Genomic DNA, 13,711 nt, shown 5'->3' on the forward strand with positions numbered 1-13,711 from the left:
TTGCAGGATCGAGAAAAATAACAAGCGGCTGGAAAATGGTTGACGTAGAGGAGGCAGGTGACGACGCAACGGAACAGGCGCGGACACAAGACTATTGGCGGGAAACCTCCCGACCGACTGAACTGCCGGCCGCAACCGGGCAGACCGGGCACTGGATATTCTGGAAACTGCACACCGCCGGATGGGCCTTCATAGCACTCTACGGGTTTTCGGCCAGGACACTGGCCTTTTCGGACGCAGGAACGGCTTTCAAACTCACCCTGGCGCTGGACAGCATCGGTTATGTCCTCACGGCGTTGATGCACGTTTTCCTGCTGTCCCGGGTACGGAAAATCACCACGGCACCCGTCATTTTGACCGTTGCGGGCCTGTGTCTTGCGGGCGGCATGTTGCAGACCTGGCTGGCCTGGCAGATGCGCGACCACTTTTTTCCGCTGGCTCAGACCCTCAACAGTCCCGTCATGCCGGCGATTTTCTACACGTCGACCCTCTTCGGCTGGGCCCTTGCCTATTTCTGTTTGCGAGCGGACCACGAGGCTGGGCTGGAACGCCTGCGGCGCAGCAAGGCCCAGACGGAGGCCATGCGCTCGGAGCTGGAGCAGTTGCGGCTCCAGCTCGCGCCGCACTTCCTGTTCAACGCCCTGAACTCCGTCACTGCCGAAATTCATGAAAGACCCGATATCGCCCTTGAAATGGTGCGCAAGATCGCGGGCTATCTTCGCTATTGCCTCAACCAGCAAAGCCGCGACCTGTATCCGCTGGCAGAGGAAATCGAGGCAATGCACGCCTATCTCCACATTCAGGAAGTCCGCTTCGAGGACAGGCTGACCTGTACGGTCAATGTCGACCCGGCTGCCAGAGACTTTCTGGTGCCGCACATGATCCTGCAGGGCCTCGTGGAAAATGCAGTAAAGCACGGGCTCAAGCACGACACGGACAGCATCCACGTGAAAGTTGACGTTGAGAGAATGAATGCCGGTGACGTAAGGATTAGGGTCTCGAATCCCGGTATGCTGATCCCCCCCGACGACGAGCGCCAGGCATCCGGACTGACCAACATAAAACGGCGCCTGAACATCCATTTCCCGAAGGCAAACGACCTCTCGATCCGCGAAGCTCAGGGGATCGTTGTCGCCCAGATCATCCTGAAAGGTTCTGCATGCACCGTGTGATCCTCGTCGACGATGAGCCGTCGGCACGACGCGGCTTGAGGCGAATGCTTAGTCGGTATGATGACGTGGAGATCGTTGCCGAGGCCGGCAACATCGCGGCAGCCCGCAGCCTGATTGACCAGCTTGATCCGGACGCGATCTTTCTGGATGCGGAACTGACCGGCGAGACAGGCTTCGAACTGGCCCGCAGCCTGCCACCCCGGACCGTGGTCATAATCGTCAGTGCGCACGACAATTATGCGATCAATGCATTCGACATCGCAGCGATCGACTTTCTGGTAAAACCCGTTGCCCCGCTGCGTCTCGAAACCGCAATCGAACGGCTCCGTGACAAAATGAGCACCCTGAACGGGCAGTCCACCGTGATCGGGGCCGCTCCGGCAAACGGTACCGGCACGAAGATCCTCGTCAAGACCACGTCGGCGTCCATGATGGTCGCGGCCCGGACGATTACCCTGCTGAAGGCCGAAGGAGACTATACGCGGATATTCCTGCAATCGCACCAGAGCCACCTGGTCAGCAATCTGCTGCGAAAATTCGAACCCGAGCTTCCCAGCCCGCCCTTCCACCGCCTGAGCCGGTCCCTGATCGTCAACATGGATCACATCGAGAAGGTGGAATGGGAAACCACTAGCAGCTGCAGGCTGCATTTCGTCTCCTGCAGCGAAACCGTCACCCTCGGCCGCGCGGGCACGAGGCGTCTGCGGGAACTCCTCAGGATCTGATCCCCGCACGCCCGGCCGAAGCGCCTGTGAGAGCGGTCGGACAGGGCATGAACAAGCCCTTCTGATATCAGGTCCTCAGCAGGATCCTGTCTCCCCGTGAGACCGCCTCGGAGACTTCGACGGGCATGCCTTCATCGTCCACGTTGACACCGGTTGTCACGAGCACGGGTTGCGAGGAAGGGATGTCCAGCAGCAGCGCCTCATGAGGACCGGGCAGACGGGTCATGATCGTTGTTTCAATGCGGAAGAAATCCTCCACGCCACAGGCGCGCAGCGCCGCCGTCACGCCCCCTTCGGTATCGATGTGATCGAGAATGCCGGAAAAGCGGGACGACAGCGGATAGAAATGACGCGCGACCATCGCGGGCCGCCCCTGGACGAGCCGGATGAATTCCGCACGCTGGACCCGGGTTCCGGTCTTCACGCCGAAGGCGCGTGCGATATTGGCCGGAGCCGCCTGACGGCGCTTGCCGACCATGTTGAGTCGCGTGGTCCGGCCCTCCCCCGACAGGTTCACGCTGAACCGCGTACGGCGGGCGAGGGTATAGACGAAGCGGTCTTCGGATACGAAATTGCCGCGCCCCTGCCACCCGGTGACGTGACCGCTCGATTTCAGACGGTCGATCGCCTTGCGCACTTCATGGATCGACAGACCGCGCGCCTCGGCCATGGCCGCCAGAGAGGGCAGCCTGCTGCCGGCCGGCAGGCTGCCGGTCTCGATCCTTTCACGCAAATCGCTGACGACCGCGCGCCAGCCCTGCTCGACAGGAGGCGATTGAAGCACGGAACCATCTCCCTGACCCGTTTCCGTCAACGCATAGCCTGCCACATTCCCATTGCACAGCCGTGACAGCGCACACACCCGGCAACTTTGCGCGAAGCTTTTTTGAATAGCTGGTTACGAAGACGAAACCGTCATCGCACTGCAAAAGAGCCCCCCCATTCGAGTGAGCGTCACTGATTTTTCTCCATGAGGAGCTGGAAATGTCCGTCACTCGCCGTGAATTTCTCACCTACGCCGCCTCCGGCGCCACCGTGCTGACCCTGTCGCACCTGCTCGACCCGACAAGGGCCCTGGCCGCCTCTCCCGATATCGTAGCCGCGATGATCGACGGCCAGACACCGAAATCCGGCGGTATCCTGACCTATGGCCAGACCTACCCGAACTGGGCGCTCGGCCAGTCCAACCGCGGAAAACATCCCTATTACTGGCTCGACCTTCTCACCCGCTCCGTCTGGAACGGCCTGACCTGGGTCGACGAGGACATGAACGTTCAGCTCGACCTGGCAAGCTCCATGGCCCCGAGCGACGATCTGACCGTCTGGGACATCGGCCTGCGAGAAGGTGTCATGTTCCACGACGGCACCGAAATGACCTCCGAGGACGTCGTGTCCTCCCTGCAGTTCCATATGCTGGGCGGTGTCGGCCTGATCCGCACCCAGATGAAGAGCGTCGAGCCCAACGGCAAATACGGCGTGCGCGTTCATCTCAACGGCGCCAATGCGGAATTCCCCCATTCGCTCGCCGAATACCGCGCCATGATCCTGAAGAAGAACGATGTCGAGACAATCGGCTTCGACGGCATCGGCACCGGTCCGTTCAAACTCGTTGAAATCGACAATGCCCGCCAGTTCCGTGCCGTGCGCAACGAGAACTACTGGATGGAAAACGCGCCCTATCTGGACGAGGTACGCGGCGTGCTGACCATGGGCAACGCGGCCATCAACGGCTTCCGCGCCGGTCAGCTCAACGCGGTCTTCAACATCGACCCCGGCCAGGTCGGACAGTTCGAGGACGCCGGCGGAAGGACCCATGCCTCGGCCTCCGGCGACCAGTTCTGGCTCGCCCTGCCGAAGAACCTCGACTTCCCGTGGAACGACAGGCTGGTCCGCCAGGCCATGTCGCTGGCCATCGACCGTCAGAAGATCAACAGGATCATCTACAACGATCCGAACGGCTGGACCGGCAATGACACCCACATGAACGGCGTCAACGGCGAATGGGTTGCCCGCCCGGTCGAGCGCGACGTTGAAAAGGCCAGGGCCCTTCTGGCAGAGGCCGGTTACGGCGAGGGTGTCACCCTGCCGGCGATCGCCTTCTGCCCGTCCTTCCCGGAAGAGCCCCGTGTCTATCCGATTGTCGCGGAGAGCCTTGCGGAAGCCGGCATCAAGCTGGAATTCCAGGAACGGCCCTGCGATGGCTTCAATCCCTATACGGAAGCGGTGAACAAGCCCTACGGCCGGCCGAAGCGCAGCCTGGTCGGACCGCGCAATCCCTTCATCAACCTGTCGCGCCTGACCACCGGCAACCCGGCGGAACGCGGCGCATGGGAAGGACCCCGGGCCGACCGTTACGGCAGTCTTCTCGTTGAAGCCGTCAGCCAGCAGGATCCGGAGGCCCGCAAGGCACTCTATGCCGAAGCACAGCGCATCGCCCAGGAAGAGGTCCCGGGCATCATGCTCGGCGGACGGCGCAACATGGCGGCCCATGCGGCCAATGTGAAGAACCTTCGCAGTCACAGCCAGAACTGGTCCAGCCGCTTCGAATACGTCTGGATCGACGCCTGATCCTGCCCCCTCAGGGGGCGCGACCTGGCCGCGCCCCTTGTTTCCAGTCTGAAAACCAGTCAACCCCAACGAGGTTCACCATGCTTTCCCGTCGTGACTTTCTGGCCGGATCAGCCGTCATTATCGGTGTCGGAGCCCTTCCCAAAGGCGCCGCCGCGCAACCGCTCACCGACTTCGTCGACAGCCTGATCGACGGCCAGAGCCCCCGGCAGGGCGGCAGGCTCGTCTATGGCAACCCGGTGCCGAACTGGGCGCTCGGCCAGTCCGACCGTGGTCAGCATCCCTATTATTTCATGGACATCCAGACACGCGGCATCTGGAATGCGCTGACCTGGGTGGATGAAGACCTCAATGTGGTTCCCGAGCTCGCAGAAAGCTTTGTCTCCAACGACGATGCGACCGTGTGGGACTACAAGCTGCGTGAAGGTGTGTTCTTTCACGACGGCAGGGAATTCACCTCCGCGGATGCGGTCGCCTCGGCGCGCCTGCACGCCCATCCGAAGTTCGGCGGCGTCGGCTTCTTCAAGCAGGACATCAAGTCGGTCGAAGCGGTCGGCAAATATGGCGTGCGCTTCCACCTCAACCGCCCGAACGTCGAATTCCCGCATGCCACCGCCGAATACCGGGCAATGATGCTGCCGGCCAGGGAAAACCTCGAGGAGATGGGCTACGACGGCATCGGCACCGGTCCGTTCAAGCTGGTCGAGATCGACAACAAGCGCCAGTTTCTCGCCGAGCGTTTCGAAAACTACTGGATGCCGAACAAACCCTACATCGAGGAGCTGCAAGGCGTCCTTGCAATGGGCCAGAGCGCGATCAACGGCTTCCAGTCCGGGCAGTTCAACGCGGTCTACAACGCCGATCCCGGCCAGTTCGACCAGTTCGGCTCCGTTGGCGGCGTTGTCAATTCCGCACCCTCCGGCGACCAGTTCTGGCTCGTGCTGCCGAAGAACATGAATCTTCCCTGGAACGACGTGCGCGTGCGCAAGGCGATGAGCCTTGCCATCGACCGGCCGAAGATCAACAGGATTATCTATGGCGATCCGGACGGCTGGACCGGCAACGACACCCACATGAACGGCGTCAACAGGGAATTCCAGCCGCGTGCGGTGGAACGGGACGTGGCCGAAGCCAGGCGCCTGCTCGCCGAAGCCGGTTACCCGGACGGCATCGATCTGCCTGCGATCTTCTATTGCCCCGGTTATCCGGAAGAACCGCGCCTGTGGGCCGTCGTCGGTGAAAGCCTGAAGGAAGCCGGGATCAACCTGGAATTCGCCGAGCGTCCCTGTGATGGCTTCAGCCCCTTCACCATGGCCGTCAACAAGCCGATCGGCCGTCCGCGCCGCAACCTTGTCGGCGCCCGCAACCCGAACATCAACCTGAGCCGCCTGTCGCAACTCAACGACGCCGAGCCGGGCGGCTGGTCCGGTCCGGGCTTCGACCGCTACAACGAACTGCTGACCACGGCAGCCGCGGAAATGGACGACGAGGCACGTCTGGCCATCTACCACGAGATGCAGGCCATCGCGCAGGAAGAAGTCCCGGGCATCATGATCGGCGGCCGCCGGACCAATGTGGTCAGCGCGCCCAACGTTCACAATCTGCGCGCCCACACCCAGCTGTGGCAGGGCCCGCGCTACGAAAGCGTGTGGATCGACGCCTGAGTACGAACGATTGCTGTGGCAGCCCCGCTGCCACAGCGCCTTTACCAACAGAGGTCAAGAGATGTATGCGGTTCTAGCCCTGATCGTGCGGCGTCTGCTCCTGTCCGCAGTAATCCTGGTCCTTGTGTCCGGGACGGTGTTCGTCGGTACGGAAATCCTGCCGGGCGACGCGCTCGACGCCACCATTCCCGCTGACGAGCTGATGTACTACAGCGAGGAGGACCTTGCCCGCATGCGGGCCGAACTCGGCCTCGACAAGTCGGCGGCCGAACGCTTCGTCAATGTTCTCCGGGGCCTGGTCACCTTCGATTTCGGCGTCACCCTGATGACGCGCGAGAAGGTGATCGACTCGATCATACATCCCCTGCTCAACTCCCTGATCATGGCGTCCGTGGCCATCGTCCTGACACCGCTTGTCTCGGTGGTTCTGGGTGTCTGGGCCGCCCTGAAGCCGGGCGGTCGCATCGATGGCACGGTTTCCGGTGCGACGCTCTTCGCCTATTCGATGCCCGACTTCGTCGTCGGCAACGTCTTCGTCATCGTCTTCGCCATCTGGCTGGGCCTGGCCCCTGCGGTTCTGATGATCACGGAATCGGCGCCCTGGTACCAGATCCTCGCCGTTTCGGTCCTGCCCGTTATCGCCCTGACCGTCTCCGGCGTCGCCTACCAGTTCCGCCTGCTGCGCGCCGGCATGGTCGAGGCGCTTGGCAGCGAGTTCATAGAACGCGCGCGCCTGTCCGGCGTGCCCGAGTGGCGGCTGGTCATCACCCACGCGCTGCCGGCCGCGCTCGTGCCCATGCTCAACGGCACGGCGCAATTTGTCGCCAGCATCATTTCCGGGGTCGTCGTGATCGAGGCGGTCTTCAAGTTCCCCGGCATCGGCATCGAGCTGATCCGCAGCATCTCCCAGCGCGAGGTTCCCACCGTCCAGGCGATCACCTTTCTCGCGGCCTTCGCCGTGATCGCCAGCAACCTGCTGGCCGACATTTCCATCCTTGCACTCGATCCCAGGGTCCGGAGGGCCAGAAATGACCGTTGAAGCCTTCGCTCCCGTGACCGCCCCTGCCAGCGCGGCTCCGATTGCCCGCAACCGTCCCCTGCGGCGTGTCCTGGCCTCCCCGCTGACGATGATCGGCCTGGTGCTGGTCGCCTTTCATCTGTCGCTCGCTCTGTTCGCGCCGCTGCTTGCGCCCTATTCGATTTCCGCGATCCTGACCGACGGCCTGACACCGCCCTCCGCCGCCCACTGGCTGGGCACGGATCAGATCGGGCGGGACTACCTGTCCCGTCTGATGTCCGGCGGCCGGGTGGCCTTGCTGGTCGCCCTTGCCGGCGTCAGCGGATCCGTGGTGATCGGTACCTTCCTCGGTCTTCTGGCCGGATATGTGGGCGGCTGGCTCGATGATGCCATCATGCGCCTGACGGATGCGCTGATGGCGATCCCGGAGCTGCTCCTGATCGCCATTCTCGTGCTCACCTTCGGCAAGGAAATAGGCTCCCTGTCGCTGATCGTCGGCATCGTCTACACGCCCGGCGTGGTGCGCGTGGTCCGGGCCAAGACGATCATGATCGCGTCCCTGGATTTCGTGCGCGCGGCGGAACTTCGCGGCGAAGGGCTGGGCTTCGTCCTGATGCGGGAGATCGCGCCGAACCTTCTGGGACTGCTCGCCGTCGAATTCGCCATCCGCGTTTCCTCGGCGATCCTGAAGATCTCGGCCCTGTCCTTCCTCGGATTGGGCATCAGCCAGCCGACCCCGGACTGGGGCCTGATGGTCCAGGAGGCGATGTCGGTGGTCTTCACCGACCCCTGGTTCCTCATCCTGCCTGCCATCACCCTGTCGTCGCTGATCATCGGCATCAACTTCGCCGTTGACGGACTTGCCCGCGCCTATGGCGTGACCGGAACGGAGACCGACCTATGAGCGCCCATGTCAAGATCGACGGCCTGACGATCACCTATCGCGACGATGCCGGCCAGGAAACCGCGGCTGTGCGCGACGCCACGATCGAACTGCCCCGCGGAGAAACCCTCGGCATTGTCGGCGAGAGCGGCTCCGGAAAGTCGACCCTCGCCCGGTCCCTTCTCGCGCACGCGCGCGCCGGCGCAAGATTCGCAGCCGGGTCGGTACACTTGGGCGGCACCGATGTTCTCGCCCTCGCGGGCCGGGAGCTGCGCCGGTATCGCGGCGGCCGGGCGGCCATGGTTCCGCAGAACCCTCTGTCGTCGCTCACCCCGCACATGACAATCGGCGCCCAGCTGGAAGAACTTGTCCGGCTGCACACGCAGCTCTCCGGCAAGGCGGTGCATGCGCATGCGCTTTCCCTGATGGAGCGGACCGGCCTGCCCGATCCCGAACTGCTCGCGAAACGCTATCCGCACGAGATTTCCGGCGGCCAGCGCCAGCGCGCGGTGATTGCTGCGGCCCTCATCGGCAAGCCGGAACTGATCGTCCTGGACGAACCGACCACCGCACTCGACAAGACGGTGGAGGCAAGGGTGCTCCAGCTTGTGGCCGATGTGCAAAGGGACCTCGGCGCAACCCTGGTCTACGTCAGCCACGACCTCAATGTCATCCGGGCGCTGTGCTCAAGGATTGCCGTCATGAAGGACGGCAGTATCATCGAGCAGGGCGAGGCGGCCGGCATCTTCAACGCCCCCGGGAACGCCTATACCCGGTCGCTCATCCAGGCGATCCCCCGGATCGACGTAGACGGCCCTCCCCCGCCGCCGGCCCAATCGCCCACCCGCCTTGAAGTCAGGAACCTGCGCTTTTCCTATCACCGTCCCTCGGGCTTTCCGTTCCGCAAGCCCCGGGCCATGCGGCCCACGCTCGATGACATTTCCCTGTCCCTGCGCAAGGGCGAGACGCTGGGCCTCGTGGGCGAAAGCGGGTCGGGAAAATCCACGGTCGCCTCGCTGATTGCCGGTGCCGTCTCCGGCCATGAAGGGCGGATCATGCTCGGCGGAGAGACTGTCTCCGGCGCCGCGCGCACACGCTCGCGCGACATGCGCCGACGGATCCAGATGGTCTTCCAGGATCCCCTGTCGGCGCTCAACCCCGCCCACACCGTCGAGGAGATCCTTGTCAGGCCCTTGCGCCTCCACTTCGGCCTGTCCCCGGCAGCCGCCCGCGAGAAGGCCGCGGCGGCCCTGCATGAAATGGAACTCGGACCGGACTTCCTCTCCCGGCGCCCGCGCCAGCTTTCCGGCGGACAGCAGCAACGCGTCGGCTTTGCCCGGGCCCTGGCAGCCGAGCCGGATCTCCTGATTTGCGACGAGGTGACCTCGGCGCTTGATGTCACGATCCAGGCGAACATGCTGTCGCTGTTCCTGAAGATCCAGCGCGAGCGGGCCATGACCTGCATCTTCATCTCCCATGATCTGGCCGTGATCGCCCGTGTTTCCCACCGCATCGCCGTGCTTGAAAAAGGCCAGCTGCGCGAGATCGGCGACCGCGACAGTGTTTTGCACAGCCCGGCCAACGCCTACACCCGGCGTCTGCTGGCAGCGGCCGACACTCATCTGCGGACCGGCGAAGACCGGACGGACGCCCCGCCGATCCCGCAATCCCTGTCCGCCTGAGGCGGTTTCTCACCGCTGCAAACGAAAAGCCCCGCGAAATGCTTCGCGGGGTCCTGTTCATGTGACAACCGGCCGTGTCAGTCGAGCCACAGCGGATTGGTCCAGGCCCGGCGACCGTTTTCGTCCGCGACCGCAACCCTGCACCATGCGCCCCGGAAGGGCTCCAGCGACAGACGCGTTTCCGTCAGCAGCTCCCCATCGGGGAGTGCATGTTTCTGGTGGTTCCTGGCAACCTCCCCGACCGCCACGACCGCAGCTGCCGGCGACGTCGCCACCACAAGCTCGTCCCCCTCGATACGGATATCGTGGATCTGCGGCCCCTGCGAGGAATAGAAGGCGCCGTCATGGAGCGCGGCAAGCAGGGCTTCGGGCGTATTTTCTTCCGTCTTGACCATCACCCAGCCGCCGAAGGCGTCGTTGCTCATCCAGTGACTGTCGTCCACGGCAATGGTGAACAGCCGCCGCCCTTCGGACAGCAGCGTATCCAGCATCACCAGACCGTCGCCGCGGTCGCAACGAACATGACTGGTGTGATTGTAGGCCTCCACCGCATGGGCGGCGTCCAGGGCCAGTCCGTCCTCCTTCTGGAGCTGATACCAGTGCGGATGGGCGATCGCCACGAAAGCGCCTGCCGCGCGTGCGCGGCGCGCCAGCTCGGGACCGGTCTCGTCTTCGGCAGGCACCGCGAAATCCAGCGGCAGGCCGACGGCCAGAACATGCCAGATCTCGCCTCGGGACGTTTCCGGCGCATGCAGCTCAGCCCCGATGATCGTCGTGAAGGCCTCGTCCCGGAACGGCCGCGTGTCCGTCAGCGGGAAATCATACTTTTCCATGAAATGATCGGTCAGGGCGATGAAATCGTAACCGGCCTGCCTGTAGCGGGCACAGGCCTCTTCCGGCGTCACCAGACCATCGGACATGTCCGAATGACCATGAATATTGCCCTTCCGGAAACGCCCCGGCGCCTGAAACGCATTCAACATTGTCTTCTCCATCTGCTCACCGGAACCACCCCGGCTTCCGGACGCAGACAAGAAAACAGTTGCATGACAGGATGATTGCAGCAGCCCGCCCACCGGAGGCCGTCACCGGAAGTTCACGCAAACTCCCTGACTTTGCGCTGAGAGGCAGTGAAGGATGGGCAGGAGGTGACCGGGTACCCGAACGAAATCCACAAGTCCCCGTCTGACGCCGTCCTGCCAAGGCGAAATATGTCGCCGAGACCATCCAGTAAATAAGAACATTTTCAAAAGAGAAGTGGTGGGCCCGGAGGGACTCGAACCCCCAACCAATCCGTTATGAGCGGACGGCTCTAACCAGTTGAGCTACAGGCCCTGGATCAATCCGCCCTCATGACGCCAAATGAAGACGCGAGAGCTGATCGGTCTCGGTTGTGCCGGAGCGTCCTGGCCGCACGCGTGCGAGGCCGGGGCGCATCCCTGCGCTGCGCCGCCCGCAAGGGGCGGTTTGCGCGTCGGGTTTTCCTATACCACGGCTGTTTTCCGGAGCAAGGGCTTTGCGGCCCGAGAGGAAAAAAGTGCGGGAAAGCGGCCCTTGCCCGGCCTGTCGGCGGGGCTCGGCGGCGGCGGCGGTGGAAAAACCGGTTCCGTTTCCGGGCGCTTTCGGCTCTAAAGGGCACTGAAAGTCCCGCCTGAATCACCTGCCGGAGCCGTCATGCGATCACCGCTATTCTCCCTCACGCTGAGTGTCCTGCTTGTGTGCATGGTCGGCTGGCTGCTGGTTGTCGGCCGTTCGCTTCTGCTGCCGTTCGTCATCGCCCTCATCGTCTGGTACATGATCAACGCGCTGTCGCATGTGTTCGGGCGGATCCCCATCGGCCGCTGGCGGCTGCCCGGGATCGTCGCCCTTCTGCTGGCCCTTTCGAGCATATTCGTGGCCGCCACCTTCGTACTGGACATCGTCACCGTCAATCTCACCCAGCTCGCCCAGGACGCTCCCACCTACCAGAGGCGGCTGGAGGATCTCTTCAACCAGGCTTCCTCCCATTTCCAGCTCAACGATCCGGTGGAACTCAAGGACCTGTTCCCCGATTCCATCGTGCCGCGCATGGTAACGGCCGGCGCCAGCCTGGTGACGGCGCTTGCCGGGTCGGCCAGCCTTGTCTTCATCTATGTGCTGTTCCTGCTGCTGGAGCAGTCCACCTTCGACAGGAAATTCCAGAAGCTGTTCACCAGCCCGGAGCGGGCGCGGGCGGCCTTCGCCGTGCGCGAGGAAATCAACCGATCGATCCTGCATTATTTCTCCATCAAGACGACGGTCTCCATCGCCACCGGCGTGCTCACCAGTCTCGTGCTGATCGCCATCGGCCTGCCCTACGCCGCCCTCTTCGGCTTCATCGCCTTCCTGCTGAACTACATTCCCACCATCGGCTCGCTGATCGGGGTGATTTTCCCCAGCCTGCTGGCGGTCGTCTATTACGACACCCTCGGCCCTTTCATCGCCATCGCCACGGGTCTCGGCCTCATCCAGTTCATGATCGGCAATCTCGTCGAACCCCGGCTGATGGGCTCCAACCTCAATCTGTCCGGCCTGGTGATCATGCTGTCGCTGGCCTTCTGGGGAGCCGTGTGGGGCGTTGTCGGCATGGTCCTGTGCGTACCGCTGACCGTGATGATCGTCATCGTCTGCGCCCGCTTCGAGGCCTCCCGGCCGATTGCCGTGCTGCTGTCGCAGACCGGCGAGATCGGCCTCAAGGACGTGGCCGACCCCACGGCCGCGCCATGATCCACACTGCCCGGCTCACCGGAAAAACATGAACGCAGGCTGAACCGCCCGGCCATGCCCCTGCCGTAAAGCGGGACAATGTTTCCGGCCGAAACAGCTTTCTGGAAAGGACATCACCATGATCCCATCGTGCCCACGCCTGCCGCAGCGCAGCCGCGCCCTTGCCCGCCGGATCGCCCTTGCGGCCGGTCTTGCCGTCACACTGGCCGGTCAGGCCCCCGCCATTGCCCAGGAGGCCGCCTCCGCTGCAGGCAGCATCACCATGGAAGGCCAGGGCACCGTGTCGGTGGCGCCGGACATGGCCGTCATCAGCACGAATGTGATTACCGGCGCGGACACGGCGGCCGAAGCCCTTTCGCAGAACTCGGCGGCAATTGCCAGGGTGATTGCCGCGATCAAGGCCGATGGCATCGAGGCCCGGGACATCCAGACCCGCGGCTTCTCCATCCAGCCGCGCTACGAGCGCTTCGACACGCCGTCCGACCGGCAGCCCGAAATCGTCGGCTATGAAGTCCGCAACGGGGTGGAGGTCAATGTGCGCGATCTTGCCCGTCTGGGCGACCTGCTGACCCTCGTGGTGGAAAAGGGAGCCAATTCGGTCGACAACATCCGCTTCGAAGTCAGCGACCCGCAGGAGAAACTGGACGAAGCCCGGAAGAAGGCCGTCGACGCTGCCCGCCACAAGGCGGAGATCTTCGCCACCGCCGCCGGCGTCGAGCTCGGGACCATCGCCTCCATCACCGAAACCGGCATCCAGATGCCGCGACCGCAGATGATGCATGCCGAAGGCATGATGATGGCAAAGGCCGTGGCGGTTCCGGTCGAGGCCGGCGAGGAGACCATCGCTGCCAATGTCACCATCCGCTGGTTGCTGAAATAAACGCAAGCGGATGCGGCATTGACCGCATCCGCGCCGCCCGATCAGGCGGGATCCTGGTACCGGATCAATTCGAAAGTGCGCGCTCCCCGTAGCAAAATTGTCATTCACTGATCGCTCTCCGGCGAACGAATAGCTGAAACCGGCACGCCAAAATGGTGAAAGACCTTTTTCTTCCACGCATACAGGGACTGGCGCCGACGCCCAGGCGCTTCGACATGCGATGCCACTGACCAACCGCCGGTCATCGACACGAGCCTTTCCTCGCGTATCAGGTGGCAAGAGCGGCTGCAGCTTCGAAAACACCTCATCGCCGGGCCAGAAATTTCCATCAGACATCATCAAGCTCCTGTTCAGAAGCTTTAATTCAGACTTCA

At 63.3% G+C, this 13,711-nt stretch carries 11 protein-coding genes, 1 tRNA gene and 1 pseudogene; 9 read left to right on the plus strand and 4 right to left on the minus strand.

Translation table 11 applies throughout. The features are described 5' to 3' along the window. The first annotated feature begins 35 nt into the window (after window positions 1-35). Together DCO57_RS22975 and DCO57_RS22980 are read left to right on the plus strand one after the other, a co-directional pair. Window positions 36-1,172 carry a histidine kinase gene (locus DCO57_RS22975; RefSeq protein WP_116701249.1) on the plus strand — a complete coding sequence of 379 codons (1,137 nt, stop codon included), beginning with the start codon at window positions 36-38 and terminating at the stop codon, window positions 1,170-1,172. Window positions 1,173-1,216: 44 nt separating this feature from the next. Continuing rightward, window positions 1,217-1,897, plus strand: coding sequence for a LytTR family DNA-binding domain-containing protein (locus tag DCO57_RS22980; protein ID WP_244288005.1), 681 nt, complete (start codon window positions 1,217-1,219; stop codon window positions 1,895-1,897). A gap of 67 nt (window positions 1,898-1,964) precedes the next feature. Here DCO57_RS22980 and phnF read toward each other — a convergent pair whose 3' ends face one another. Beyond that, the gene (phnF, locus tag DCO57_RS22985; RefSeq protein ID WP_165814830.1) at window positions 1,965-2,681 is read right to left on the minus strand and encodes a phosphonate metabolism transcriptional regulator PhnF; all 717 of its coding nucleotides are present in this window, start codon (window positions 2,679-2,681) and stop codon (window positions 1,965-1,967) included. A 200-nt stretch (window positions 2,682-2,881) separates the two neighbouring features. Here phnF and DCO57_RS22990 point away from each other — a divergent pair, with 200 nt between their 5' ends. The 5 genes from DCO57_RS22990 to DCO57_RS23010 all read left to right on the plus strand — a co-directional run bounded on the left by DCO57_RS22990 (window position 2,882) and on the right by DCO57_RS23010 (window position 9,712). Beyond that, on the plus strand, window positions 2,882-4,465 hold the full coding sequence (locus DCO57_RS22990; protein ID WP_116701252.1) for an ABC transporter substrate-binding protein: 1,584 nt from the start codon (window positions 2,882-2,884) through the stop codon (window positions 4,463-4,465). An 80-nt stretch (window positions 4,466-4,545) separates the two neighbouring features. Continuing rightward, the gene (locus DCO57_RS22995; RefSeq protein ID WP_116701253.1) at window positions 4,546-6,129 is read left to right on the plus strand and encodes an ABC transporter substrate-binding protein; all 1,584 of its coding nucleotides are present in this window, start codon (window positions 4,546-4,548) and stop codon (window positions 6,127-6,129) included. A 61-nt stretch (window positions 6,130-6,190) separates the two neighbouring features. Next, window positions 6,191-7,168: an ABC transporter permease gene (locus tag DCO57_RS23000; RefSeq protein ID WP_165814831.1), complete on the plus strand. Its 978-nt coding sequence runs from the start codon at window positions 6,191-6,193 to the stop codon at window positions 7,166-7,168. Next, complete coding sequence (locus DCO57_RS23005) at window positions 7,158-8,051, plus strand: ABC transporter permease (protein WP_116701255.1); 894 nt, start codon at window positions 7,158-7,160, stop codon at window positions 8,049-8,051. The genes DCO57_RS23000 and DCO57_RS23005 overlap by 11 nt, the downstream gene beginning before the upstream one ends. Continuing rightward, window positions 8,048-9,712 (plus strand): ABC transporter ATP-binding protein, encoded by a 1,665-nt coding sequence (locus DCO57_RS23010; RefSeq protein WP_116701256.1) that lies wholly within the window; start codon window positions 8,048-8,050, stop codon window positions 9,710-9,712. The genes DCO57_RS23005 and DCO57_RS23010 overlap by 4 nt, the downstream gene beginning before the upstream one ends. 77 nt (window positions 9,713-9,789) lie before the next feature. On the opposite strand, the gene DCO57_RS23015 is transcribed toward DCO57_RS23010, so the two are convergent. Together DCO57_RS23015 and DCO57_RS23020 are read right to left on the minus strand one after the other, a co-directional pair. Continuing rightward, window positions 9,790-10,695: a CehA/McbA family metallohydrolase gene (locus DCO57_RS23015; RefSeq protein WP_116701257.1), complete on the minus strand. Its 906-nt coding sequence runs from the start codon at window positions 10,693-10,695 to the stop codon at window positions 9,790-9,792. 275 nt (window positions 10,696-10,970) lie between these two features. After that, window positions 10,971-11,047 (minus strand) — tRNA-Ile (locus DCO57_RS23020). A gap of 339 nt (window positions 11,048-11,386) precedes the next feature. Between DCO57_RS23020 and DCO57_RS23025 the strand changes: the two genes are divergently transcribed. Together DCO57_RS23025 and DCO57_RS23030 are read left to right on the plus strand one after the other, a co-directional pair. Next, window positions 11,387-12,457, plus strand: a complete 1,071-nt coding sequence (locus DCO57_RS23025) for an AI-2E family transporter (RefSeq protein ID WP_116701258.1) — start codon at window positions 11,387-11,389, stop codon at window positions 12,455-12,457. Between the two features lie 118 nt (window positions 12,458-12,575). Further along, window positions 12,576-13,337 carry an SIMPL domain-containing protein gene (locus DCO57_RS23030; RefSeq protein WP_116701259.1) on the plus strand — a complete coding sequence of 254 codons (762 nt, stop codon included), beginning with the start codon at window positions 12,576-12,578 and terminating at the stop codon, window positions 13,335-13,337. 219 nt (window positions 13,338-13,556) lie between these two features. Here DCO57_RS23030 and DCO57_RS24030 read toward each other — a convergent pair. Next, a pseudogene (locus DCO57_RS24030) lies at window positions 13,557-13,673 on the minus strand (IS5/IS1182 family transposase); the annotation flags it as partial. Between the last annotated feature and the right edge of the window lie 38 nt (window positions 13,674-13,711).

This window comes from Labrenzia sp. 011, from assembly GCF_003075075.1.
In the GTDB taxonomy this organism is placed as follows: domain Bacteria; phylum Pseudomonadota; class Alphaproteobacteria; order Rhizobiales; family Stappiaceae; genus Roseibium.

Excerpts from the sequence above, each read along its gene's own strand:
- DCO57_RS22995 (WP_116701253.1), top strand. The coding sequence starts at position 4,546 with ATGCTTTCCCGTCGTGACTTTCTGGCCGGATCAGCCGTCATTATCGGT.
- DCO57_RS22980 (WP_244288005.1), top strand. The coding sequence starts at position 1,217 with ATGCTTAGTCGGTATGATGACGTGGAGATCGTTGCCGAGGCCGGCAAC.
- DCO57_RS23010 (WP_116701256.1), top strand. The coding sequence starts at position 8,048 with ATGAGCGCCCATGTCAAGATCGACGGCCTGACGATCACCTATCGCGAC.
- DCO57_RS22975 (WP_116701249.1), top strand. The coding sequence starts at position 36 with ATGGTTGACGTAGAGGAGGCAGGTGACGACGCAACGGAACAGGCGCGG.
- DCO57_RS23005 (WP_116701255.1), top strand. The coding sequence starts at position 7,158 with ATGACCGTTGAAGCCTTCGCTCCCGTGACCGCCCCTGCCAGCGCGGCT.
- DCO57_RS23030 (WP_116701259.1), top strand. The coding sequence starts at position 12,576 with ATGATCCCATCGTGCCCACGCCTGCCGCAGCGCAGCCGCGCCCTTGCC.
- DCO57_RS23015 (WP_116701257.1), bottom strand. The coding sequence starts at position 10,695 with ATGTTGAATGCGTTTCAGGCGCCGGGGCGTTTCCGGAAGGGCAATATT.
- DCO57_RS23025 (WP_116701258.1), top strand. The coding sequence starts at position 11,387 with ATGCGATCACCGCTATTCTCCCTCACGCTGAGTGTCCTGCTTGTGTGC.
- DCO57_RS23000 (WP_165814831.1), top strand. The coding sequence starts at position 6,191 with ATGTATGCGGTTCTAGCCCTGATCGTGCGGCGTCTGCTCCTGTCCGCA.
- DCO57_RS22990 (WP_116701252.1), top strand. The coding sequence starts at position 2,882 with ATGTCCGTCACTCGCCGTGAATTTCTCACCTACGCCGCCTCCGGCGCC.